At 55.9% G+C, this 24,829-nt stretch carries 23 protein-coding genes; 20 read left to right on the top strand and 3 right to left on the bottom strand.

Going from position 1 to position 24,829, the window contains the following annotated elements:
- The 6 genes from ACB037_RS19125 to ACB037_RS19100 all read left to right on the top strand — a co-directional run.
- On the top strand, nucleotides 1-1,315 hold a 1,315-nt coding region (locus ACB037_RS19125), incomplete at its 5' end, for an Ig-like domain-containing protein (RefSeq protein WP_371175762.1).
- 73 nt (nucleotides 1,316-1,388) lie between these two features.
- Nucleotides 1,389-4,031, top strand: coding sequence for a sulfotransferase (locus tag ACB037_RS19120; RefSeq protein WP_371175761.1), 2,643 nt, complete (start codon nucleotides 1,389-1,391; stop codon nucleotides 4,029-4,031).
- A complete protein-coding gene (locus ACB037_RS19115) occupies nucleotides 4,019-5,326 on the top strand; it encodes a TolC family protein (RefSeq protein WP_371175760.1) in 1,308 nt (435 codons plus the stop codon). Before ACB037_RS19120 ends, ACB037_RS19115 begins: the two co-directional genes overlap by 13 nt.
- A 52-nt stretch (nucleotides 5,327-5,378) precedes the next feature.
- On the top strand, nucleotides 5,379-7,487 hold the full coding sequence (locus ACB037_RS19110; protein ID WP_371175759.1) for an ATP-binding cassette domain-containing protein: 2,109 nt from the start codon (nucleotides 5,379-5,381) through the stop codon (nucleotides 7,485-7,487).
- The gene (locus ACB037_RS19105) at nucleotides 7,477-8,691 is read left to right on the top strand and encodes an HlyD family efflux transporter periplasmic adaptor subunit (RefSeq protein ID WP_052688010.1); all 1,215 of its coding nucleotides are present in this window, start codon (nucleotides 7,477-7,479) and stop codon (nucleotides 8,689-8,691) included. The genes ACB037_RS19110 and ACB037_RS19105 overlap by 11 nt, the downstream gene beginning before the upstream one ends.
- 408 nt (nucleotides 8,692-9,099) lie before the next feature.
- Nucleotides 9,100-10,434, top strand: a complete 1,335-nt coding sequence (locus ACB037_RS19100) for a site-specific integrase (RefSeq protein ID WP_182859671.1) — start codon at nucleotides 9,100-9,102, stop codon at nucleotides 10,432-10,434.
- A gap of 9 nt (nucleotides 10,435-10,443) precedes the next feature.
- On the opposite strand, the gene ACB037_RS19095 is transcribed toward ACB037_RS19100, so the two are convergent.
- A complete protein-coding gene (locus ACB037_RS19095; protein ID WP_182859670.1) occupies nucleotides 10,444-11,376 on the bottom strand; it encodes a hypothetical protein in 933 nt (310 codons plus the stop codon).
- Nucleotides 11,377-11,823: 447 nt separating this feature from the next.
- Here ACB037_RS19095 and ACB037_RS19090 point away from each other — a divergent pair, with 447 nt between their 5' ends.
- Entirely contained in the window at nucleotides 11,824-12,000 is a 177-nt protein-coding gene (locus ACB037_RS19090) for an AlpA family transcriptional regulator (protein WP_013724060.1), read from the top strand.
- A 428-nt stretch (nucleotides 12,001-12,428) separates the two neighbouring features.
- Nucleotides 12,429-13,097 carry an inovirus Gp2 family protein gene (locus tag ACB037_RS19085; RefSeq protein ID WP_371175758.1) on the top strand — a complete coding sequence of 223 codons (669 nt, stop codon included), beginning with the start codon at nucleotides 12,429-12,431 and terminating at the stop codon, nucleotides 13,095-13,097.
- A gap of 58 nt (nucleotides 13,098-13,155) precedes the next feature.
- On the opposite strand, the gene ACB037_RS19080 is transcribed toward ACB037_RS19085, so the two are convergent.
- The gene (locus ACB037_RS19080) at nucleotides 13,156-14,232 is read right to left on the bottom strand and encodes a permease (protein ID WP_371175757.1); all 1,077 of its coding nucleotides are present in this window, start codon (nucleotides 14,230-14,232) and stop codon (nucleotides 13,156-13,158) included.
- A 107-nt stretch (nucleotides 14,233-14,339) separates the two neighbouring features.
- Between ACB037_RS19080 and ACB037_RS19075 the strand changes: the two genes are divergently transcribed.
- From ACB037_RS19075 to ACB037_RS19025, 11 genes are all read left to right on the top strand, one after another.
- Nucleotides 14,340-14,636, top strand: coding sequence for an ArsR/SmtB family transcription factor (locus ACB037_RS19075; protein WP_371175756.1), 297 nt, complete (start codon nucleotides 14,340-14,342; stop codon nucleotides 14,634-14,636).
- A gap of 87 nt (nucleotides 14,637-14,723) precedes the next feature.
- Nucleotides 14,724-15,092: an ArsR/SmtB family transcription factor gene (locus ACB037_RS19070; protein ID WP_371175755.1), complete on the top strand. Its 369-nt coding sequence runs from the start codon at nucleotides 14,724-14,726 to the stop codon at nucleotides 15,090-15,092.
- A gap of 3 nt (nucleotides 15,093-15,095) precedes the next feature.
- The gene (gene arsD / locus ACB037_RS19065) at nucleotides 15,096-15,524 is read left to right on the top strand and encodes an arsenite efflux transporter metallochaperone ArsD (protein WP_371175754.1); all 429 of its coding nucleotides are present in this window, start codon (nucleotides 15,096-15,098) and stop codon (nucleotides 15,522-15,524) included.
- A 68-nt stretch (nucleotides 15,525-15,592) separates the two neighbouring features.
- Nucleotides 15,593-17,380, top strand: coding sequence for an arsenical pump-driving ATPase (arsA, locus tag ACB037_RS19060; RefSeq protein WP_371175753.1), 1,788 nt, complete (start codon nucleotides 15,593-15,595; stop codon nucleotides 17,378-17,380).
- A gap of 1 nt (nucleotide 17,381) precedes the next feature.
- Nucleotides 17,382-17,882 (top strand): arsenate reductase ArsC, encoded by a 501-nt coding sequence (locus tag ACB037_RS19055; protein WP_371175752.1) that lies wholly within the window; start codon nucleotides 17,382-17,384, stop codon nucleotides 17,880-17,882.
- A gap of 33 nt (nucleotides 17,883-17,915) precedes the next feature.
- Complete coding sequence (locus ACB037_RS19050; RefSeq protein ID WP_371175751.1) at nucleotides 17,916-18,413, top strand: tyrosine-protein phosphatase; 498 nt, start codon at nucleotides 17,916-17,918, stop codon at nucleotides 18,411-18,413.
- 10 nt (nucleotides 18,414-18,423) lie between these two features.
- Nucleotides 18,424-19,440, top strand: a complete 1,017-nt coding sequence (locus tag ACB037_RS19045) for an ArsJ-associated glyceraldehyde-3-phosphate dehydrogenase (protein WP_371175750.1) — start codon at nucleotides 18,424-18,426, stop codon at nucleotides 19,438-19,440.
- A gap of 6 nt (nucleotides 19,441-19,446) precedes the next feature.
- Complete coding sequence (gene arsJ / locus ACB037_RS19040; RefSeq protein ID WP_371175749.1) at nucleotides 19,447-20,679, top strand: organoarsenical effux MFS transporter ArsJ; 1,233 nt, start codon at nucleotides 19,447-19,449, stop codon at nucleotides 20,677-20,679.
- Between the two features lie 41 nt (nucleotides 20,680-20,720).
- Nucleotides 20,721-21,782 (top strand): ACR3 family arsenite efflux transporter, encoded by a 1,062-nt coding sequence (gene arsB / locus ACB037_RS19035; protein WP_371175748.1) that lies wholly within the window; start codon nucleotides 20,721-20,723, stop codon nucleotides 21,780-21,782.
- Between the two features lie 33 nt (nucleotides 21,783-21,815).
- Nucleotides 21,816-22,241, top strand: coding sequence for a glutaredoxin-dependent arsenate reductase (gene arsC, locus ACB037_RS19030; protein ID WP_371175747.1), 426 nt, complete (start codon nucleotides 21,816-21,818; stop codon nucleotides 22,239-22,241).
- Nucleotides 22,238-22,786 (top strand): sigma-70 family RNA polymerase sigma factor, encoded by a 549-nt coding sequence (locus ACB037_RS19025; protein ID WP_371175746.1) that lies wholly within the window; start codon nucleotides 22,238-22,240, stop codon nucleotides 22,784-22,786. Before arsC ends, ACB037_RS19025 begins: the two co-directional genes overlap by 4 nt.
- Nucleotides 22,787-22,838: 52 nt before the next feature.
- Here the strand turns inward: ACB037_RS19025 and ACB037_RS19020 are convergent, their stop codons facing one another.
- Nucleotides 22,839-23,117, bottom strand: a complete 279-nt coding sequence (locus ACB037_RS19020; RefSeq protein WP_371175745.1) for a hypothetical protein — start codon at nucleotides 23,115-23,117, stop codon at nucleotides 22,839-22,841.
- 243 nt (nucleotides 23,118-23,360) lie between these two features.
- On the opposite strand from ACB037_RS19020, the gene ACB037_RS19015 reads away from it, so the two are divergent.
- On the top strand, nucleotides 23,361-24,797 hold the full coding sequence (locus ACB037_RS19015) for a glutathione synthase (protein WP_371175744.1): 1,437 nt from the start codon (nucleotides 23,361-23,363) through the stop codon (nucleotides 24,795-24,797).
- Nucleotides 24,798-24,829: the final 32 nt, after the last annotated feature.

Genomic DNA, 24,829 nt, shown 5'->3' with positions numbered 1-24,829 from the left:
CAGTCTGGATGCCGATGCACTGCAAGCAAACGGCGGCACGTTGCGTGATGCAGCGGGCAATGCCGCCAATCTGGCTCATGGTGTGGTGGCGGATAACGCCGGCTACCTGGTGGACACCACGGCCCCAGCTGTCAGCAGTGTGGGTATCACCGGGGCCAGCGGTGCGCAGAGCAACACCCTGAATGCCGGTGACGTGGTCAGCGTCACCGTGACCATGAATGAAGCGACCGTGGTCGATACCTCAGGCGGCACACCCCGTGTGGCGCTGAATATCGGGGGCAGCACCGTCTACGCCAATTATGTCTCGGGCAGTGGCACGGCCTCATTGCTGTTCCAATACACCATTCTGGCGGGTCAGACCGATGCCAACGGCATCTCGATCGTTGCCAATGGCCTGGAGGCTCACGGTGGCAACCTGAGCGATGTCGCGGGTAATGATGCGAACCTGAGCCATTCCCTGGTGGCCGACAACGCCAGCTACCTGGTGGACACTACTGCGCCTACGTTGGTCAGCAGCACGCCAGCAGACAATGCTAGTGCAGTCATGTCAGGTGCAAATATTGTGCTGACTTTTAATGAAAACCTGTCTGCTGGTAGCGGCAACATAGTGATTAGCAATGGCACAGATACCCGGACCATCAACGTCCTTGATGTTTCTCAGGTCACCATTAGCGGCAACACCGTTACGATCAACCCGACCGCGGATCTGGCCGCTGGCAGCAGCTACAACTTACAGATGGGGAGCGGTGTGCTCACAGACCTAGCTGGCAATCCCCATGCAGGCATCAGTGATGCAACGACACTGAATTTCGATACAGCCCCCGGCGATTTGCGTGTCAAGGTAGTATTTGATTTGGTCAATGGCAACAGTTCAACCCATAACGGGGGGCGCGTGTTCGACAGCGCTCTTAGCTATGACATCTACATTCGAGTTGACAGCAATAGCGTTAACCTGAACACGGGTGGTGACTGGGCTATTTGGACGGGAGGTGCGAATCTCGGTGCAGATGACCGGATTATTCTTGTTGGTGATGGCGCGCCTGTACTCGGTCGTCGAGGCGGGGAGATTACTCGAGTACAAGGGTTCACTACTGCCATAAGTTGGATATCATCAGCCAACAATTTTGCCGGTATCGCTAGTAACATGGCAGGCCCTTTGTCGCAGGCGGCGGGAGCCGGGGGGTTCGCTCGCTTTGCGCAAGACACTAAGGTGAATGTCAAGCTGGTGGATTCTTGGGCTGGCGCTTTCCTTGGCGGACAAGGGTTTAACGTGGGGACAATGTACGGCCCTGGCACGACTCAAGGGCTGGTCTGATTGAGCTAAACCTTACCCCTTTTCACCTTGGCCCTCACCACGAGGGCCAAGCGTTATTATGGTGCCATTCAATATGAACTCCCTGATTTTGCTGCGTCGTTTGGTCGAACAGCGGCAATTTGAGTTGTTGCACGAAGCCTGTTCTTCATCGGCGCCACAAGCTCTGGCTGAGCATGTACTCCTGGCGCTTGCCTGTGCGCACCTTGGCGATGTCTTGGCGGCGCGGCATGCGCTGTCTGTGCTGGACGTATCGGCGCTCGATCTGGATACGCGGGTCGATCTCGCCGCAGTGCATTTGTTGCTGGGAGATGTGGATGCCGCGTTGGCGCTGTTGACCGCTGCCCTTATCGAAGCTCCTGAGCACTCGCTGTTGCTGGCACGTCTGGCTGCTTGCCATGTGCAGCGCCAGGAGTTTGATACTGCCCGGCAGCTGTATGAGCAAAGCCTGGCCTTGCAGCCGCGCATTCTGGTATTCGAGCATCTGCTGCATCTGTATTTGCAACGCGGTGAGCTGACCTGCGCCGAACACACCCTAGTCGAGGCGCAAGCCTTTTGGGCCAATGAACGGGCCCACTGGCCTGAGGCCCAGGCTGCTTGGCATTCTCAGCAACTGCGGAGTTTGCGCCTGGATTTGTGGCTGGCCAATGAAGGTTTTGCGGCTGCCGATGCCTGGCTGGATCAGCAGCAGTCTGAACTTGAAGAAGTGCCTTGGTGCGATTTGTTGGGGAGCTACGCCCGGCGCCTGGCAGAGCGTGGTCGTCACGCGCAGGCCGAGGATGCGCTGCGCCGTGGTCTGCGGCATTACCCGCAGCAGCAGCACCTGCACCAGCAACTGGCGCAGTTGGCCACCCTGCAAGGGCGCTCGTCCCAGGCCATTGCCTTGCTGCAGCGGGCCATCCATCTGGCGGGCCAGCAGCAACAGCCCGTGCTGGCATTGCGCCTCAAGCTGGTTGCCGTTGCGACCCAGGGGCAGACGGCGTTGGCCAGAGAGATGGCCACTCAGGCCCTCGAAGAGGCGCAGGCATTGCCGCCGTCAGAGCGTCTCGACGGGGCTCCCCGATCCCACTGGCTGGCCGAAGCACAGGTGGCGCTGGCCGGGGTCGAGGCGCAGGAGCAGCAGTATGACGAAGCCGACGCGCACTACAGCCAGGTGCTGCAAGCGCATCCGCAGCAGGTGCCGGCCTTGCTGGGGCTGGGGCAGTTGTACCTGCAACTGGGACGTATTGAGAAGGCGGTGGCGCTGTTTGAACGGGTCAAGGAGCTCGACCCGGTGCGCGGATATGCCTCGCTTATCAATGCGCGGCGCTTCCCGGAGGATGACGCCACCCTGCACCATCTGGAGGTGCTGGCCCGCCGCCCCGGTCCAGAGGGGCTGGTGAAACCCGGTCTGCTGTTGCAGTTGGCGGCCTCCTGGGAGAAACGCCAGGACTATGCCAAGGCCTTTGCACTCGCCGATGAGGCCAACAGCGCCAGCCGCGCCTTGCTCGGCTATGACCCGGCGGCGCACCGGCAAGCTTGCGCACGCATCCGTCATGCCTTCAGCAGATCGCTCTATGAACATCGCCGGGGTATTGGCAATGACTCGACGCTGCCGGTGTTCGTGCTGGGCATGCCGCGCTCCGGCACCACGTTGATCGAGCAGATGCTGGCCGGCCACAGCCAGGTCCACGGTGCGGGCGAGCTGGGGCTCATCCCCGGCGTGATTGCGGGCCTTGAACGGTGGGAGCGCCGGGTCGGTTCCGGCCGACATTACCCCGACTGTGTGGACGATCTGGACGCCAAGGTGATCGCTGGCATCACGGGCAATCTTCTCAAAGAGCTGCAGGAGTATGCTCCCGGGGCGCGGCATGTGGTGGACAAGCTGCCCCACAACTTCGAGAACATCGGTCTCATCAAGCTGCTCTTCCCCCATGCGCGGATCATCTCGGTGCGGCGGGATCCCCGCGATATCGCCATCTCCAACTACTTTACCGATTACGCGGCCAAACACGGCGGCATGGGCTTTGCCTATGACCTGACCTGGATAGGGGAACAGCTCGCCGACCATAACCTGCTGATGCACCACTGGAACCAGCTCTTCCCCGGGGAGATCCTGGAGGTGAGCTACGAGGATGTGCTGGCGGACCCCGAACGCGAGGCGCGGCGCATGCTGGATTACGTCGGGGTGGCCTGGGAGCCTCAGGTCCTCAATTTCAGCGAGTTGCAACGGCCGGTGAAAACAGCCAGCGTCTGGCAGGTGCGCCAGCCGCTGTACAAGAGCTCCATGGCCAGATGGGCGCGTTACGAGGCCCATCTTGCCCCGCTGCTGCGCGGCACCAATGGGCGCATCCAATGGCAGCCGATCGACGACATGGTGGCGCTACCCGTGCCCGGCTTGCTGGAAACGGGCGTGGCGCGCTACCGGGAAGAGAAGCTGGACGAAGCCGAGCACTGCTTCAAGCAGTTGCTGCATCACCTGCCCGAGCACGCTGCCGCCACCTTCATGGTGGGGCTTGTCTATGTGCGCAAGGGCTATCTGGCCGAGGGTATCGCCCTGATGCACAAGGCCCACGAACAGTGCCCCTGGCATGGGCAATGGCGCGAGGATCTGGCGCAGGCATATACGCTATCGGGCGAGCCGGAAAAGGCGGCGCAGCTGAAGCGCAAGGTGCCGCCTGTGGCACAGACAGCCTTGCCCCACAACGAACAGGAAATCGACGAAGAATGTTCATGGTAACTAGCTTGCCGCGGCTGAGGCGGCATGGCCTGCTGCTCCTGAGCCTGGCCGTGTTGACCCTGCCCGCGAATGCACAACAGGCCGATGGCTTGCAGGCGGCGTTGCAGGCGGCCCTGAGCCAGCACCCTGCCGTGAGTGGCAAACGGGCACAGATCGAGGCAAGGGAATACTCTGCCGATGCAGCCCGCAGTCAGCGCTACCCCAGCGTGACTGCCCAGGTGCAGCAGTATTCAGAATCGAGTCGGGATACTGCGACCGGAGAGGACCTCTCCACGCCGGTGACGTTGCGCGCTCGCCAACCTTTGTGGGCATTCGGGCGCATCGACAACAGCATTGCGTTTGCCGATGCCGACACAGAGGTCGAGCGTGTCGACCTGCTGCGAGTGCGGCGCCAGTTGCTGGAGCAGACCGCCGTGGCCTACTCCAATGTCCTTGGCAGCCGTCAGCGCCTGGAGGTGGTTCAAGCCAGTCTGGCTGCCCATCAGTCGCTGTTCGAGCAGATCAGCCGCCGGGAGCAGGGTCAGCTGGCATCGACGGCGGATGTTCGCCTGGCGGCCACTCGCCTCGCGCAAGCCAGGGCGAGGGTGGAGCGATACGAAGGGGAGCTGGCCATTGCGAGAAGCGATCTGCTGGCACTGACCCAGACGCCCGTGCCGGCCCGACAACCGGTGACACCGGATCTGCTTCTGGTCAGCGAGGGCGAGGCATTGCACCAGGCCGCCCTGCAGGGCAGCGCCGAAGTGCGTTACAAGAAGCAGGAGATCGAGCGGGCCAGGGCGAGTGTGGAGCAGGTCAGAACGGCCTCCATGCCCACGCTCTACCTGCAAGCAGAGCAGGATTACGATCAGCCATCCTACCGGGATGATACCCGGGTCAGTTTGGTGCTGGAGGGCACGCTGGAGGGGATGGGCTTTGCGACCCGTGGCAGGACAGACGCGGCGGTGGCGCAGCAGAGCGCGGCCGAAGATGACCTGGCCTACGCCGTCAGCGAGCTGGAGCGCAGCGTGCGTCGCCTGCAACGCAGCCGTGAGCTGCAGGCCGGGCTGGTGCGGGTACAGACTGAGTCGCTGGCGGAGTTGGGGGCCGTGCTGGGATCCTATCAACGCCAGTATGTGGCAGGGACCAAGAGCTGGCTCGATGTGCTGAATATCCAGCGCGAATTCAGTGAACAGCAGTTGCAACTGGTCCAGGCAAAGAGTGACTGGGAGATTTACTCCTTGCAATTGGCTGCCCTGACAGGGGGGCTGGATCCCCTGGTGACCTTGAACGGTGAGGAGTTACAACCCCATGGATAGGCAAACCGCCGAGCAGGCGCCGCACGGCATGTCATCTGCGTTGGTGACACACTTGTTGGCTACGTTACAGATCCCGTTCGACCGCGATGCACTGGCACAGGCGTGGGAACAGGCGGCGCCAGCCACTGCCACCCTCGGGCCCGCGCAGTGGTTGAGGCAGGTACTGATCCAGGCCGGATTGAAGAACCTTGCACCCGTGCAACTCGCCTGGCGTCGTCTTGATCAGCGCCGCTTGCCGGCACTGGTCTGTGCCCAGGGGGAGTGGGTGCTGGCGGAGCGGGATGCCACGGGTCGCCTGACCCTGCTCGATGGGGCAGGGATGCGCCGTGAGGCCGATGAGAGCGAGCTGCTGGATGCCCTGGTGGTCTGGCTGCGGGTACCGGTGAGCAGACGTGCCGATGCCGACAGTGTCTTCTCCGGCAACCTGGCGTCTCGCCTGGTATGGCGAGAACTCTTTCGAGAGCGGGGCTGGCTGTGGAAAGTCATCGTGGCCACCGTGCTGGTGAACCTGCTGGCCGTCGGCACGTCCATTTTCGCCATGCAGGTCTATGACCGTGTGGTGCCGACCCTGGCCTATTCGACCCTGACCACCCTGGTAACCGGCATGGGGTTGATCATCCTGCTGGACTGGATGCTGAAGATCACCCGGGCCAGGATCCTGGACAGCCTCTCCTGTGCCGTTGACAAGCGGGTTTCACAGCAGGTCTTCGAGCATGTACTGCATCTGCGCCTGGATCAGCAGCCGCGCAGCCTGGGCACTCTGGCGGCCCAGGTTGGCGGGCTGGATGCCGTGCGTCAGTTCTTCAGTGCCGGCGTGGTGTTTGCACTGGTGGATCTGCCCTTTGCCGCCCTGTTTCTGGCATTTATCGCCATCATAGGCGGCGCGGTGGGCTGGGTGTACACCCTGCTGCTGCCAGTGGCATTGCTGCTGGGATATGTCAGCCAGTGGCGCCTTCGCGCCTTGCTGTCACAGCAGATGCTGCGCAGCAACGAGCGCCAGGGGTTGCTGGTCGACACGATCCGGGGCGCAGAGACGATTCGCGCCAACAATGCCGGCTGGCGTTTTGCACAGGAGTGGCAAGACGTGACGGCGACCATCGATGGCTACAACATCCAGCAGAAGGCGGTCAGCAGTTTCTCCAGCGTCAGCACCAGCAGCCTGTCAACCCTGGCCTATGTGGCCGCCGTGGTTGTCGGGGTATGGCAGATCGAGGCTGGCCTCCTGACGATGGGGGGGATGATCGCGTGCAGCATCCTGGGGGGGCGGGTGATCGCCCCCATCGCCCAGAGCGTCCAGTATCTTGCGCAGTGGCAGCAAGTCAGACAGGCGTTGCAGATGGTGCACCAGGTCTTGTCCCTGTCGCGGGATCGGCGCCCGGAGCAGCAACTGCTGCTGCCGGACGAACTCCCCAGGGAGGTGGCCCTGGAGCGCGTGCGTTTCGCTTATCCCGAATCGCCCATCTGCCAGCTCGACATCGAGCGCCTGCAGTTCAAATCCGGTGAGCGGGTATTGCTGGTCGGGCCGATCGGGTGTGGCAAGTCGACGCTGCTCAAGATGCTGGCCGGCCTGTATTGCCCCAGTGAAGGCCGCATCCGTCTGGGAGACGCCGATCTGTGGGAAATCGATCCCCAACTGGTGGCCAGCCAGGTGGGGTATCTGCCGCAAGCCGTGCAACTGTTCAAGGGCACCCTGCGCAGCAATCTGGCCTTGGCCGGCGTGACCAGCGACTCTCGCCTGCTGCAGATCACCCGCGAGCTCGGCATCGACGGCATTGCGGCATCCAGCCCTCAGGGGATGGATCTCGTGATCAGCGAGGGAGGAGAGGGGCTCTCTGGCGGCCAGAGGCAGCTGGTTGCGCTTGCTCGCGTCCTGATCAACCAGCCCAGGATATGGCTGCTGGACGAACCGACGGCGGCCCTTGACGGCGAATCCGAGCAGCGTGTCTGGACGGCCTTGCAAGGGGCGATACAGCCCGAGGATATCGTGATCGTGGCGACCCACAGGCCCATGGCGGCCGCCCGGCTGGCGACGAGGGTCATCGCCATGCAACAGGGGCGGGTGGTAAAAGATGGCACGCCGGATCGGGTGCTGACACAGATGCTCGCCCGACCGGCGGCATCTTCGCACCCTGGCAAAGGAGGAATGCTTGATGTGGTCTGATCGTTTCCTGCAAGACGATGATGCGCGTACCCAGGCTCGGATCCGCAAGTTGCAGAACTCTCACCGGGGCCGTCAGGGCTGGTTGTGGATGACGGCGCTCCTGATGGCGATCTTTGTTGCCTGGGCCTCATGGTTTCGAGTGGACGAAGTCGCCCGTGCCACGGGCGAGGTCATTGCCAGCAGCCGGGTGCAGATCATCCAGTCGGTGGATGGCGGCGTGCTGGAGCAGTTGCTGGTCAAGGAGGGGGACAGGGTGGCCCCCGGTCAGTTGCTCGCCCGTCTGGAGCAGACCAGAGTGGGGGCGTCGGTTGGAGAAGTGGAGGCCCGCCTGTTTGCGCTGGAGGCGAGGGCCACCCGGCTGCGGGCGGAAGTCATCGGTGAACCGCGACTCACCTTCTCACCTGACCTGCTGGCACGCTCTCCCGAGACGGCCCGTGTCGAGGAGGCGCTGTTCAAGCAGCGCCAGACCGGCCTCAGGGAAGAGCTGAGAACCATGCGAGTGGCGGTGTCACTGGCCCAGAAGGAGCTGCGTCTGGTGGAGCAGCTCTATGCTGATGGCGATGCCAGCGGCTCCGAGCTGCTGCGGGTGCAGCGTGGGCTCAACGAGGCCGAGGCCCGGCTGGTGAACCGGCGCAACCAGTTCCTTGAGGAGGCCAGACTGGAGCTGGCCAAGGCGGAGGATGACATGGCGCAGGGCGCGCAGACCCTGACCCTGCGCAAGCAGGAGCAGCAGGACAGCATGTTTACCGCCATGGTGCCTGGCATCGTCAAGAACATCCGGGTCACCACGGTGGGCGGTGTGCTCAGGGCCGGGGAGGAGCTGATGCAGATCATCCCGGTCGACGACGATCTGATGATTGAGGCCAAGGTGAGCACCGCGGACATTGCCCGTGTGGTGCCGGGTCTGGAAGCGACGATCCGTTTCGACACCTTTGACTACACCATCTTTGGCGGCGTGAAGGGGGAGGTGGCCTATGTCAGTGCTGACAGCCTCAAGGAAGAGACCAGTCGCGGCATGGACATCTATTATCGCGTGCGGATCAAGCCTGCCAGCTACCCCGTGACCTCCACGACGGGCAGGGAGATCGACGTGTTGCCGGGGATGACGGCCCAGGTGGATATCCGCACCGGTGATCGTACCGTGATGGACTACCTGCTCAAGCCCCTGCGCAAGACCCTGAGCGAGTCATTCGGAGAGCGCTAGATGGGATTGAGGGGACCTGACCTCGTCCCCGAGCTGATGCCTGCCTGATCTGGCGGGCATGGCGCACAGGCCGTGGCGAGGGTTGTCGCTCCCCGAGGCCCGCCATGTGGCGCCCGGGATGAGGGGGGAAATGGCGCAGAAACGCACAAGGGGCTGGCATCATGACGATGCCAGCCCCTTGCTGTGTATGGTGTTCCCGACTGGAGTCGAACCAGTGGCCTGTCCCTTAGGAGCCAAGGTAGGTAGTGTTTCAGAAGGTTTTATAAAGTTGAACTTCTGATGGTAACATATTGTTTTTAATGTTTATTTTTCTTGTTGTGGGTTTCAGCTAGTTTCATGAAGTCTCACCCTATATCATGTTTGCTGTGGTACCCCAAGTGGTACCCCAAACAGGGGGGAGAGAATGCTATGGCAAGAAAACCGGTAACGCAGGATCGAGAGATCCCCTCATTGATTTTGCAAGGGGAGGCTTCGATTACTCGCTATGCGGTGAAATCTCCCCATGGCGGTGGATTAGCTATTGAGGTTAGGGCTGGGAAGAGCAAGCGGTTTGTCTATCGTTATCGGATTGCTGGTACTCAGGCGACAGTTGTTCTGGGTAATTACCCTGCGTTGTCGTTGGCGCGAGCCAGGCTTGAGCATGCAGAGTTGGCTGCCTTGGTAAAGAAAGGGATAGATCCACGCAAGCATGTTGCTAGCGAAAAGGCTAAAAATGAAACCGCCCTGACGATGGATGAGTTACTTGGGCGATGGCTTGAAGCACAGCGTGTTGCCCAGGCCGTCAAACCAAAGACTCTCCAATGCCATCAGGAGCGTTGGAATCGTCATCTCAAGAAGACCCTGGGCAATATTCGCTTAATCGATCTTACACGCGCCCACTTGGCGCAAGCGTTAGAGATAACACGGCGTGCAACAAAAGATGAAACCCGTAAGGGGTTGGGAACGCTGAACCAGATGCTGGATTATGCGGTGGTTCACTGCCTGATCGAAGCCAACCCTGCGAGACTGTTGCGACCCAAGGATTTTGGTGCCAGTGCCGGTTCGCCAAGAGAGAGATGGCTGACAGTCCCCGAATTGCGCAGGCTATGGAAGGCGATTGATGAGGATCTTGGAAGTGGTGGTAGCTTGGCGACTGGAGGGCGTGGCGTTTCTCGACATGCAACTATTTCTTTACCTGCAGCGAATGCGATTAAGTTATTGATACTAACCGGATGTCGTAGAGGTGAAGTCGCTAATATGCGTTTTTCACATATTAAAGACGATATCTGGACGATCCCTGATACTAAGAATGGGAAGCCACATTCGGTATTCTTATCTCGACAGGCGAAAGCGTTGATTGAGGAACAGGCACTATATGTAAACGGTGACTTTGTTTTTGAATCAGACAGACCCAAAAGTGACGTAATTGAGCCAATTTTAGTTGACTCGATAACCAGAGCTTTAAGGCGTTTCATTTCTCGTTCATTATCTGATATGGAGCCATTTACCGTACATGATTTACGGCGTAGTGCTGCAACAAATTGGGCTGAGAGATTAGATGCAGAAGAGAGAGTGATTGAATTATGTCTGAATCATCTCCCACTCAATAAATTGGTTAGAACCTATCATCGTTCGCGACATGATGATAAGAAAAAAATGCTATGGCAACGCTGGGGCGAGTTGGTTGAACTTGAAGTAGTCAATGAGCCACAAAAAACTAACCCTCATGGAAATGTTATTGAGTTTATAAGAAAAGTAAAATAAAAAGGCGGACTAGTGTCCGCCTTTTTTTATTTTGTCATATTCTTCTCTAATCAGCCTTGTGACTACCTCATTTTTTCTTCTATCTGTGTTTTCACAAACAAAGTCTAGTTTTTTAATAATATCTTCGGATAGCACAATACTTACTGCTTTTTTACCATTGTTTTTATCACGATATGCTTTTTGAGACCAGGCAGACTTCATTTTTGATATTATCAGCTCTCTTTTATCCGGATCGTCGTTCAGCAGATCGAACGTCGTAATAATTCCGTTTAAGTAGTTGTCTGGTTGGTTGTCATTGATAAACCATATAGGGTTGCTGTCTTTAAATAAATAACTCCACGCCCATTGTTGATTGTTTTTATTTGCCCAGTTAAAAATGTCATTTTTTTCTGTGCTATGTATCCATTTTAATTTAAGTTGGGCCAGTAGTTCTTTTTTTTGTAAGGCATAAATATTAATCAAATCAAAAAAATCAATGATGTTGTCTTTTCTTGTTTTATTATCTTTTGGTAGTAGCTCTATGTTCATGCTTTCGTAAAAACATTGTCTACCTAAAGAATACGCTTTTGTGTTAAGTATGTCGCTTTTATTAAGCAATGGAGCGCCTAAAATTTTATTAAATGATGATTCGTTTAACAGTCTAATATAAGACCAAACGTAGATACACAGTCTATTATTTTTAGTGTCAATCCAATCAAACAGAGAAATGTCTATACACTCATTATTAACCCAATTAATAACCCGTGCTTCGTCAATATTGCTGTCGTGATTTAAACCAAGGCTATTGAATGAGAGTCTATGCAAAACATGTTGTTTCTTTTTATTAATCATATCCAAGGCAATAGATTTCTCGCTTGTTGGGCTAATAGATAAGTCTAGTGCTTTGGATATAAACCTAATCCCTCTCCGGTCTAAATTAATTGAACCTTCGATCTCTGGCATATAAACATCCTTCGTTTTGGGCTTATGACTTAGTCATTTGGTGAGTTTTTTGTGATGTATGAATGTCAATTTATGAATGATTTTTGAGTGTTTTTAAACCGCTTTCTGTCAATTATTTGCTTTGCATCACGCAGTTTAGTGTATGTGGATGCTTAGTTCATGTGGCCTCGCTCACCTAAGCTGTGATAGAAGTCGTCGTTAGATTTTTCCCAGCATTTAGTGAGGATGCCATTTTAAATACCATAATCACTAGCTGGGTCAATTTAACGTAGAAGTTGGATAGATGTGATACTCAAGTCTTACAACTTGTTAGCTGCGGCGAAGAATCGTAAGGAGTACGCTTGTTCTTTCTCTGGTGACATACCTCAGTTTCTACGACATTCTGAAGAGCATTACTTAGTTTTTTAAACGAGCACCACGTCCTATGGACGACAAAAGGAGCTCATCATGAAACTACTTAAGTTGAAAGATGTCATGGCAATGACATCACTCTCTAAGGCATCTGTTTACCGTCAGATGAATGACGGTAAATTTCCCGCATCAGTCAAGATCGGCCCAAGATCTGTTGCTTGGGTTAGCTCTGAAATAGAGTCATGGATTGAAGAGAAAATAAATCTTCGCTAGGGCTAATTTCTGAATAATAATTTGAACAAATTAGCTTGTTGCTCATGCTACAAGTCTTGTCCTATCTGGGATAAGAGTTTTCAAGCTGGTTTGATATTCAATGCATTTGTGTAGGTAATAGTAATATATGTTTTAAGTTGAATGAATGTGTATATTTAAACCCAATGACATCTTCATTGGTGGTATATTGAAAGCCTATGAATCTGCCTGCTTTAACCATGCTAAGCAATAGCCATCGTTTATCATGGTAGTTTAATTGCTCTATTCCGTATTCAAAGAAAATGTTAATTGCATCTATACACAAACTATTCTGGTGATTACACCAGTTAATAGACCGTGTTTGAAACATACTACGGCAATATCCGCAAAATACATCCATCACGATTTAAACCTTCAATGTCTATCAAAAATCTATTGGGAGAGTTCAAATGTCTATTTCTATAGAAGAGTATGTCCTGCTTGCTCAGCAGTTCTACGAAGGTCGAAACTATAGCTTTAATGTGGATAATTTAGAGAAAATCCTCTCTGTATCGGAGAGAGCTCTTAAGCATTACCCCAGAGTGTTTGCTTTTCGAGTTGATCTCCGTTTTCAACAAGACCCTGCTTTTGGAATGTATTTAGCATTAAAACCTGAGGCGGGCTCAAGGATAATTAAAGAGTTCTTCTCTAGGCTTAAACGGCTCATTGAGTGCGATGAGTCAGAACGACGTTATGAAGGCAAAAGGGTTCATTCGACTGATATTAGATACGTTTGGGCTAAGGAGCAAACAGCCGGTGCTCCCTGTCCTCACTATCACATGATGTTTTTTTTAAATAGGGCTGCTTACTACAAATTAGGTAATTATGAATCTGAAAGAATGAACCTTGCTAATAAAGTAAGAGTAGCGTGGCACAGCGCTGTGAGTGATGAAAATATCTCTCTGCAAGATTGTAAAAAAATGGGATTGGTGCATTTCCCCGAGAATGCTGAGTATCTCATTGAACGGAATGATATCGAGTCACTCAAGAAGATGCTTGTGCGGGCAGCTTATCTGGCTAAAAATGAGACAAAGAGGCGCGGAGAAGGGTACCGCTGTTTCGGGGGGAGTAATCATTGAGCATTGGTGAACATTTTCTGTATAAAAGGGCCTTCTGAAACAGAAGGCCCTTTGTCATTTATGCAAACAGCAGTTGGGTCAGGTAGCCCATCATGACGGCCATCCCCAGTATTACGGTCAGGAACGCCACAATCATAGGTGTTCTGAACATCGCCTTGAGCAGGATCACCTCGGTCAGGCTGGCCCCCGCACTACCGATAATCAGTGCCATCACCGCCCCCATGCCCATTCCTTTGCCCAGCAGCACCGAGGCAAGAGGGATCACGGCCTCTGCCCGGATATAGAGCGGAATGCCCACCACTGCGCTGAATGGAATGGCCAACGGGTTGTCAGCCCCCGCGTGGGCCGCTATCCACTCGGCGGGGATAAAACCATAGATAAATGACCCTATCAGCACCCCCAGCAACAAGTAAGGCAGTACATCTTTGAATTGTTGCCAGGCATCGATACGCGCCTTGGCGAAGGCAGTGGGAATGACGGGAGCCTGAGTCAGTGCCGCAGTGCCATCTGCGCAGCAAGAGATAGTTGGCGCTGCCTCATCGGGTTGTGCGGTACAGCAGGATGTCTGGGCCATTAGCGGTTTGACGGACTTGATACCATTGCTTGAGCCGCAAGGGGTTGCGCTTACACTGACAGCTTCACTTATCGTGGTACCACAACCGGTGCCACAGCTGCTTTGTTTGGCCTCTTTGGGGTCAATGACATGACGCTCGAATCCCAGCATGTCCAGCAGCATACTCGCCAGCACGGAAACGCCTGCTGCAATCACGGCATACAGTACCGTCACTTTCCAGCCGAAGGTGACCCACATCAGGCCGACGATGATCGGATTGAGCAGCGGCGAGACGAACAGAAAGGTCAGGGTTGGCCCGAAACCGGCTTTGGCAGACAAGAGTCCGCGCAGCATGGGGATGGTCGAGCAACTGCAAAAGGGGGTCAGGGCACCCAGTACAGCCGAAATCAAATAACCTCTGCCTTTTCTAGCCCCCAGCATGGCCTGGATCTTGGTATCGGGGATCTTCTGGCGGATCAAACTGACCCCAGCACTAATCACCAGAAACAGCACAGAAAGCTCGAAAGCCAGGAACAAAAACATCCGAGATGCATCCGTCAGCATGGTTAACCAGTCATTCATCTTCATATCCTCTTGGGTTTTACTATATTTCTAAAATAATCGAATTGTGTGGGTGGTCAAGATATTTCTGGTATTATCGAAATGTCATACATGAAGAGGGTTGGATCATGGAGTTGGAAGCGGTCGCCAAAGCATTGAAAGAGTTGGGTCATCCGACTCGCTTGTTCATTTTCAAGCACCTGGTCAAGGCCGGGGAGCAAGGCCTGCCCGTTGGAGACTTGCAAAAGCAGCTCGCCATTCCCGCCTCGACCCTGAGCCATCATATTGCGGCCCTGGTTTCGGTCGGGCTGGTCAAGCAGAACCGGGAGAGCCGCACCCTGCTGTGCGTCTCTCAATACGAGGTGCTGGAAGAGATCATCGCGTTTTTCCGCGAGGAGTGCTGTGTGAACGACAAGAAGGAGTGAGGAGATCGACGATAGGCTCTGGTCATGTTGATCAATTCAATAATTCTTGTATAGTTGAAATCATGAAGTGAATGAAGGGGAAATTCCATGAACAAAGAGATCGCCACCAAGGTATTCGAGTCCCTCGCATCTGGCATTCGCCTCGATGTGTGGCGTCTGCTGGTCAAGGCCGGGTTGGAAGGTCAGGTCGCCGGCCAGCTGGCCAGCGAGCTCGACATAGCCCCCAACACCCTCTCGTTTCACCTGAAAGCCATGCTGCACGCGGGTCTGCTCTCGGTGGAGCAGGAGGGGCGCTTTTTGCGCTATCGCGCCAACATTCCCCTGATGCTGAGCCTTATCGGCTATCTCACCGAGGAGTGCTGCGCCGGTCATCCGGAAGCCTGCGGGGTGATGAGGGCCGAATCCGGTTGCTCGCCCCATGTATTGCCTGCGCAGCCTTGCAGCAATGAGGAGTAGATCATGAGACTGATACAAGTATTCGACCCGGCCCTGTGCTGTTCCAGCGGGGTATGTGGCGCAGAGGTTGACCAAAATCTGGTGACCTTTGCCGGTGATGCCGAATGGCTCAAGCAACAGGGTGGCTCTCTATATCGATTCAACCTGGCACAGCAGCCCCTGGTCTTCGCTGAAACTCCGGCAGTGGCTTCCTTCCTGGAACTGACTGGGGAAGAAGGATTACCGGTGACGTTGGTTGATGGTCAGGTGGTGCTCACCGGTCGCTATCCCAGCCGCGCTGAACTGATCCGCTATGCAGGGCTGGAGTTGCCAAAAGCACCAGCAAGCGATGGTGCTGAAGTTGAACAGCCAGAAGCAGAGTCCAGCAAAGCCGTTGCCATCAAAGGGATCGTCAAGAGTGGATGCTGCTCCGGTAGCAGTGGTTGCTGCTAAGCGTCATCGCCTTGCTGGCAAGCTCTCTGTTCGGTCAATTGCCTCGTTCTTCCTGATAGGAGTTTCTCATGTCCCCGTTTCTGAACTACTCGTTTCTCAATGATGCGCCCCCATTTCTCTTCTTCACCGGTAAAGGTGGGGTGGGTAAAACATCGCTGGCCTGCGCCAGTGCGGTTGCCTTGTGTGACAGTGGCAAACGGGTACTTCTGGTCAGCACGGATCCGGCATCAAACGTAGGCCAGGTGTTCGACACCCAGATAGGGAACCAGATCACCAAGATCCCTCAAGTCGATGGGTTATCAGCACTGGAAATTGACCCGCAAGCTGCTGCGCAAGCTTATCGCGAACGTATCGTTGGCCCGGTGCGCGGCAAGTTGCCCGAGAGCGTGGTTCGCAGTATTGAAGAACAGCTCTCCGGTGCTTGCACCACAGAAATCGCCGCCTTTGACGAGTTCACTGCGCTCTTGACCGACAGCAGCCTGGTGGGGGAATACGACCACATCGTGTTCGATACGGCACCGACCGGCCACACCATCCGTCTGTTGCAATTGCCAGGGGCATGGAGCGAGTTTCTGGAGCAGGGCAAGGGCGATGCTTCTTGTCTGGGGCCGCTGGCGGGGCTGGAAAAACAGCGCAGCCAATATGCAGAGGCCGTGGCAGCCCTCTCTGATGCGGGGAAAACTCGGCTGATCCTGGTCGCTCGAGCGCAAGCCTCAACCTTGCGGGAGGTGGCGCGTACCCATGACGAACTGGCTACCATCGGTCTTGCCAATCAGCAGTTGGTCATCAATGGCATCTTCCCGCAAAGCGAGCTAGTTGATGACCCCTTGGCAACTGCCGTATGGCAACGTGAGCAGCAGGCTATGGCTGATATGCCAGCGCTGCTGGCAAGTTTGCCACAAGACAGAGTGCCGCTGCTGGCGACCAATCTGGTTGGGGTCGATAGTCTGCGCCAGTTACTGGGTGCAGCAACGGTCACTGGGACTGATGAGGTTGAGAGCGCAACCACTGAACCACATCCTGGTTTGAAGCAACTGGTCGATGAGCTTGCTACTGATGGTCATGGGCTCATCATGCTGATGGGCAAGGGTGGTGTGGGTAAAACCACCTTGGCGGCGGCCGTGGCGGTAGAGCTTGCCAGCCGGGGGCTGCCGGTTCACCTGACCACATCAGATCCCGCAGCCCATCTGGGAGAAACCCTGGCAGGAGCCTTGCCTAGCCTGGAGGTCAGTCGTATCGATCCCCACGCAGAGACCGAACGTTACCGTGCTCAGGTACTGGCCACCAAGGGGGCGAGTCTGGATGCCCAGGGCCGTGCCCTGCTGGAAGAAGATTTGCGATCCCCCTGTACCGAAGAGATCGCCGTGTTTCAGGCCTTCTCGCGCATCATTCGAGAGGCGGGCAAGCGCTTCGTGGTGATGGATACGGCACCAACTGGCCATACTCTGCTGCTGCTCGATGCGACCGGTGCCTATCACCGAGAGATCGCCCGTCAGATGGGGGGCAAAGGGATGCACTTCACCACCCCCATGATGCAACTGCAAGACCCGAAACAGACCAAGGTGATGATCGTCACCCTGCCCGAACCCACTCCGGTACAGGAGGCGGCCAACCTGCAAGCCGACTTGCGCCGCGCCGGTATCGAGCCCTGGGCCTGGGTGGTCAATCACATGCTGGCTCCGGCCAGTGTCACTTCGCCACTGCTGGCCCAGCGAGCGTATCGTCAGCAGCCCCATATCGAAGCGGTCAAGCAGGAGCATGCGAAGCGTTATGCCGTGGTGCCCTTGCAAGCTGTCGAACCGGTGGGCGTGAAAGCGCTGCAAGATTTATGTCACCCCATCCACAAGGAGATGTGAGATGCAACGTTCGTTCAATGTGCTCTTCCTTTGCACTGGTAATTCTGCCCGCAGCATCATGGCTGAGGCGCTGCTCAACCGGCTCGGTCAGGGCAACTTCAAGGCCTTTAGTGCTGGCGTCTCTCCGAAAGGGGAAATCCACCCGATGACCCTGGAACTGTTGGCGCAACACAATCTGGACACCAGCAATCTGCGCAGTAAGGGGTGGGAAGAGTTTGCCCATCCTGATGCCCCCAAGATGGATTTTATCCTGACGGTCTGTGATCAGGCGGCAGGAGAGCAGTGCCCTGCATGGCCGGGTCAGCCCATCACCGGCCACTGGGGCTTTAGTGACCCGGCAGCTGTAATAGGAAGCGATGTTGAACAATGGGCTGCGTTCAACAAGGTTTATCACGAAATCGGCAACCGGCTGAGGATCTTCCTGAGCCTGCCGCTGAACAAACTGGATCGCATCTCGCTGCAACAAGCGATGCGAACCATCAACCACTCTTCACCCACCTAACGTTCTCAATGAGACATGGAGTCGCTGTTTATCATGCACCCGTTTGACATCCTGAACCTGGATAATGGCGCCCGCCTTATCTTCACTCCCTGCCCTGGCACCAAGGAGGCTTCCTTGCAAGCGTCCCTCAAGACCCTGCAAGAGGCTGGGGCTGATGCGGTGGTCACCATGATGCCTGATGCCGAGCTTAGCGAATTCAAGGCTGATGCCTTGCCCGCCGAGTGTGAGGCGTTAGGACTGGCCTGGTTCCAGCTGCCGGTTGAGGACGATTGCGCTCCCGAAGCACCGTTTGCCACCGCCTTTGCCAACCACAAAGCGGATCTGCTGGCGCGTCTGGCGGCGGGCCAGACTCTGGCCATTCATTGCCGTGGCGGCTCGGGCCGTACCGGGCTGATGGCGGCCATCCTGTTGCTGGAGGCGGGTTACGCCCCCGCCAAGGTTAAGGCCCTGGTGCAAGGGTTGCGTCCCAAGGCGTTGACCCTGACCCCTCACGTCAATTACCTCAACACCCACTACGTATTCGCCGGTTAAGGAAAACAGCATGACTATCAAAGTTGGTATCAACGGTTTTGGCCGCATGGGCCGTCTCTCATTTCGCGCCGCCTTCGACTGGGCGGATGTAGAGTTTGTGCGTATCAATGACCCGGCTGGGGATGCCGCCTCCTTGGCACACCTCATCACCTTCGATTCCGTCCATGGCCGCTGGCATCATGAAGCCAGCAGCGAGGGGGATGAGATGGTGATCGGTAACCATCGCATCCTCTGCACTCGCAACAAGGAGATCGGTCAGACTGACTGGTCTGGTTGTGATGTGGTGATCGAGGCTTCCGGCAAGATGAAAACCAAGGCCCTGCTCAACGCTTACCTAGAGCAAGGGGTGAAGCGTGTTGTGGTGACAGCTCCGGTCAAGGAAGAAGGTGTCCTGAACGTAGTCATGGGGGTCAACCACCACCTCTACGACAAGGCGCTGCACCCTATCGTGACGGCTGCCTCCTGTACCACCAACTGCCTGGCGCCAGTGGTAAAGGTGATCCACGAACAACTGGGCATCAAGCACGGTTCCATGACCACCATTCATGACATCACCAACACCCAGACCATCCTGGATGCCCCTCATGCCGACCTGCGCCGTGCCCGCGCCTGCGGCCTGAGCCTGATCCCCACCACCACGGGTTCTGCCACAGCTATTACCCACATCTTCCCCGAGCTCAAGGGCAAGCTGAACGGTCATGCGGTGCGGGTGCCGCTCGCCAACGCCTCCCTCACCGACTGCGTGTTCGAGGTGAACCGCCCCACTACCGAAGCCGAGGTCAATGGCTTGCTCAAGGCGGCTGCGATGAACGAGCTCAAGGGGATCATGGGCTATGAAGAGCGCCCGCTGGTGTCGGTGGATTACAAGACGGATCCGCGCTCCTGCACCATCGATGCGCTCTCCACCATGGTGATCAACGACACCCAGGTGAAGATCTACGCCTGGTATGACAACGAGTGGGGCTATGCCAACCGCACCGCCGAGCTGATGCGCATGGTCGGTCAAATGGACATGGCGCAAGGATAACCCGCCATGGCACTGACCCGACTCTCCCCCGAGATCCGCCAGTATCTGCTGGTGACCGGCAACTACTGGGCCTTTACCCTGACCGATGGCGCTCTGCGCATGTTGGTGGTGCTTTACTTCCACGGGCTGGGTTACAGCCCGCTGGCCATCGCCTCCCTGTTTCTCTTTTACGAGATCTTCGGGGTGGTGACCAATCTGGTGGGGGGATGGCTCGGCGCTCGCCTTGGGCTCAACCGCACCATGAACATCGGCCTCGCCCTCCAGGTGCTGGCGCTGGGTATGCTGCTGGTGCCGCCACTCTGGCTGACGGTGCCCTGGGTGATGGCAGCGCAGGCACTCTCGGGAGTAGCCAAAGACCTCAACAAGATGAGTGCCAAAAGCTCCATCAAGTTGCTGGTGCCGGGAGAGGCGCAGGGTCAGCTCTACAAGTGGGTAGCTCTCTTGACCGGCTCGAAGAATGCCCTGAAAGGAATGGGCTTCTTCCTTGGTGGCGCCCTGTTGACCCTGCTCGGGTTTCAGGGGGCCGTGCTGGTCATGGCACTAGCTCTGGCGCTGGTGTGGTGCTTTAGCGTGCTGACCCTGAAACGGGATCTCGGCAAAGCCAAAAACAAGCCCAAGTTCAGCGAAATCTTCTCCAAGAGCCGCGCCATTAATTACCTCTCCGCCGCCCGCCTGTTCCTGTTCGGTGCCCGCGATGTCTGGTTTGTGGTGGCGCTGCCTGTCTACCTCGCCTCCAGCTTTGGCTGGGATCACTGGTATGTGGGGGGCTTCCTGGCGCTCTGGATCATTGCCTACGGTGTGGTACAGACACAGGCGCCCCGCTTTACCGGCAAGCGTCAGGGGCGAGTGCCCGATGGCAAGGCAGCCATGGGCTGGGCACTGGTGTTGGCCTTGACCCCGGCCATGATTGCCCTGGCGATTCACTATGAGGTGCATCCGGCCATCAGCCTGGTGGGCGGCCTGATGGTGTTTGGCGCTCTGTTTGCCATCAATTCCTCCCTGCACAGCTACCTCATCGTCAGCTATGCAGGAGCCGATGGGGTATCGCTCGATGTGGGCTTCTATTACATGGCCAATGCCTTGGGGCGCCTGCTCGGCACCCTGCTCTCCGGGCTGGTGTTCCAGCTCTACGGTCTTGAGGCCTGCCTCTGGATCTCCACTCTATTTATTCTGTTGGCGGCACTGATCTCTACCGGGTTACCACGCCATCAGTTGAATGTTGGTAACGAGGGTCGGTGATCCTCGTCTTTTTGATGGGTCTCTGGCCCTTTGGAGTTGTTATGTCAGCACAATGTAATACAGCCGAAGCACCTGCTATCGGTTTTTTCGAGCGCTATCTGACCGCATGGGTGGCCATCTGCATCTTGGTCGGGATCACCTTGGGGCAGGTATTTCCCAGCCTATTCAAGGCGATTGGTGCCATGGAAATTGCGCAGGTCAATCTGCCGGTTGGCTTGCTGATATGGGTCATGATCATCCCCATGCTGCTCAAAATCGACTTCTCAGCGCTGCATCAAGTGAAGGGGCATGTAAAAGGGATTGGTGTGACTCTGTTTATCAACTGGTTGGTCAAGCCCTTCTCCATGGCCTTCCTTGGGTGGTTGTTCATTCGTGTGTTGTTCGCCGACATGCTTCCAAGCGATCAGCTTGATAGCTATATCGCCGGACTCATTTTGCTTGCTGCCGCACCTTGTACAGCCATGGTGTTTGTCTGGAGCAGACTGACGAATGGAGACCCCTACTTCACGCTGTCTCAGGTGGCCTTAAACGACCTCATCATGGTGTTTGCGTTTGCCCCCGTAGTCGGTCTCTTGCTGGGTGTTTCCAGTATTACCGTACCGTGGGACACCCTGCTTATCTCTGTGGTGCTCTACATTGTTATTCCGGTCATCATTGCTCAGCTCATCCGCAAAGCCTTGTTGCGACACGGTCAAGCCAGTTTTGATGAGGCAATGCACAAGATCCAGCCTTGGTCTGTTGCGGCGCTACTGTTGACACTGGTACTGCTGTTTGCCTTCCAGGGCAATGCCATCATTGAGCAACCCTTGGTGATTGCCCTGCTGGCCGTGCCCATCCTGATCCAGGTTATCTTAAATTCCAGCCTGGCCTATTGGCTCAACAAAAAAGTGGGAGAAAAGCATTCGGTGGCCTGTCCGTCAGCCCTTATCGGTGCATCCAACTTCTTTGAACTCGCCGTTGCAGCCGCGATCAGCTTGTTCGGTTTCCATTCCGGCGCTGCACTGGCAACCGTGGTCGGGGTATTGATCGAGGTGCCTATCATGCTGCTGGTCGTGAAAGTCGTGAATGCCACCAAGCCATGGTACGAAGGTAAATCCGCGTAATCCTTGGACTACATAGGCAATAAAGGTAACGATATGACCGTAATAACCATTTATCACAACCCGGCCTGTGGCACTTCCCGCAATACGCTGGAGCTTATCCGTAACTCAGGCGTTGAGCCTACCGTTATCCACTATCTGGAGACACCGCCGAGCCGCGAGATGCTGGAGTCCCTTATTCAAGAGATGGGGATAACAGTGCGTGAGCTGCTGCGCAAAAATGTCCCCCCGTATGAGGCACTGGGCCTCGCCGAGGCTCGGTTCACTGATAATGAGCTGATTGATGCCATGCTGGCTCATCCCATTCTGATCAACCGTCCCATCGTGGTAACCCCGCTTGGCACCAAGCTGTGTCGCCCGTCAGAACTCGTGCTGGATATCTTGCCAGATCCTCAGCAAGGGGCCTTCATCAAGGAGGATGGAGAGCAGGTTGTGGATGCACAAGGGAAACGCATCAAGTGACCCAGACAACGGGGGCACCACCTTGCCTGATGACAGCATGGCAACAGCATGAACATGAGCTTTATGGGTGGCTGCTCAAGCAGTCCGGCAGCCCTGTGGATGCCGATGATCTGCTGCAAGAGACCTTCTTACGGGCGATCCGCCAGCAGGGTACGTTCTGTGCCATTGAGAATACCAGGGCTTGGCTATTTGAAGTCGCCAGACATCTGGTGATTGATAAAAGCCGCAGGCAACGCCCGTTGCTGCCACTATCTGACGAGTTGGCCATGCAGCAGGGTGAGCTCGATGCGGTCGACTCCTTGGCGGGCTGTTTGCCCAGAGTGCTGGAGAAGCTAGCTCAAGCTGACCGGGATATTCTCAGACACTGTGATTTGGATGGCATGAAGCAGGCGGATTATGCCGCCCGATACGGCCTGACCCTTGCCGCCGCCAAGTCGCGTCTGTTGCGAGCCAGGGAGCGCTTGCGTCAGCAGCTCTCTCTGGACTGTCAGGTCAGGTTGGATAGCTCTGGGCGGGTCTGCTGCTTCACCCCAGCGGTGAAGTAAGCCATGACCCCTGTTCAGCAGAAAGGCCAAGGTGTTCTCCTTGGCCTTTTCTTTATTTTTTCTTGGCTTCGGCCAGGTACTCATCCAGGGTTTCCTGATTGGCTGCCTTGACGGTCATGCCATTGGGGCCAGCTCCGATATTACTGAACTGTTTTGCCGGTTCGCCATGTTGCTTGAACTCTTCCAGCTCTGGCGAGCCTTCTTTAAAGACCCATAACCGCCCATCTTCCACTTCGGTGATAAAACCGGGCAGATTGAATTCGCTCGCGAAGGCGGCGGAGCCAAGCAGACTAAAGCCCAGCAGGGCGGCGGAAGCGACGATTTTCTTCATGTTCATCTATCCATGTTGGTTGATTAATTCTTATTAATCATCCCTGGGGAGTATGACGAGAATATGACAATGCCTAGGTCAGGTTGACGTGGTTCAGAAAATTGAAGTGCATCCTTTTCGCTGCTTGCGCGTCTTCCTCGTGACGTGCTGCGCTCGTCTGATGAAGATATGAAAATCGCTGTGCGATATGAGGGCTGGGCAACCAGGCCTTGAGGTTCGTGAGTCAATAATCAGGATCGTTTGATGAGTTCTTTTGACATTCAGAAAGCCAAAGATGATGCTGTCGAGTGGGCATTAACCCACGGTGTCGCCTTTAAAGAGTCGCTGTATTCTGCTGTGCATACCCCATTTACCCTGGCACCGACACCGATCAGCCAACGGGACTACCTGCATTTGAAAAGTGCGGCACAAACCTTAAGCAAACTGATTTATGCCGTCTCCGAGGAGCATGGTTTTTTATACGATGCCATTCACCCCCTCACGGCGGGCGATCCCTTTTTCTCCGCCCTGCTCAGCATGCATCAAAAGATACACTCATCAGCTACCCAGGCGCCTCGGCTGCCACTGCTTATCATGCGCAGCGACTTCATGGACGACGAACGAGATGGCCACAAGCTGGTAGAGTTCAATGGTATCGCCGCAGGTATGGGGCCATTTGGTCAGCGGATACATGAACTGCACCGCTATCTGCAACGGCAATGGCCTGCTGCGTACATGCAAGAGCCGCATCAGGCAATGGGTGAACTTGTCAGTAATCATGCCATTGAAGGATTGTCAGCAGGCATTGCCGAGGCCACCTTCAAGATCAAGCGTGAGTTTGGCGACCCCGGCCCGGCAAGGTTTCTGATGATTGTGCAGGAGCATGAAAACAATGTGTTTGATCAACACCTGCTTGAGCTGGCACTCCAGCGCAAAGGGATTGAGACGCAGCGCAAAACCTTTCGTGAACTTCATAATCAACTGAGCACGGGCGCTAACAACAGACTGCTCCTCGATGGTGTCGGCTCCCTCGATACTGTCTATCTGCGGGCCGGATACCAATATTCAGATTATGAGGCTGCGGATCTCAAAGAGCAGAGATGTTGCCAGGCGCTGATGGCGACCCGCGTATTGATTGAGCAACACAGAGTCGCCGTCAACGCCACGGTCGCCCAGCAATTGGCTACCAGCAAACGAGTGCAAATGCTGCTGTCGCGTTTGGGAGAAAAGGGATTCGATTCATTTGGTTTGACCCCACAAGAGGCTGACACCGTGAAAGGTGTTCTGGGGGAGATGCACCCTGTTACCCCTGATAGCGCACACTTTATAGAAACTGCGCCCACCGATAGTTGGGTGCTTAAAAATCAGGGTGAAGGGGGTGGGCATTGTCTGTTTGGGGCAGACATACTGGCAAAATTAGAAACACTGGCGCCCCGACAATATCAGGCCTGGTCGCTAATGCGCCGATTACATCCGGTTCCCAGACCAATGCCAGCCTGGATAGTGCGTAAAGGAGAGCTGCATCGGGTGACGGATTTGATCAGTGAATTAGGCATGTTCACCATTCAGTTTGATGGCAATCCTGGTTGCGCCGAGCAGAGCTTTGCGGGATATCTCATCCGTAGCAAATCAGCCGAATCGACAGAAGGAGGCGTTCATAGCGGGCAAGGTGTCCTTGACTCGCTGGTATTCAGTGATTGAGGCCCGCTATGCGAAGTAGGGAGTATCCAAGT

It is taken from the genome of Aeromonas sp. S19(2024), assembly GCF_041402625.1.
GTDB lineage: Bacteria > Pseudomonadota > Gammaproteobacteria > Enterobacterales > Aeromonadaceae > Aeromonas > Aeromonas caviae.
The sequence above is the reverse complement of the archived record's forward strand: the minus strand, read 5'-3'. Positions and strand labels throughout refer to the sequence as shown.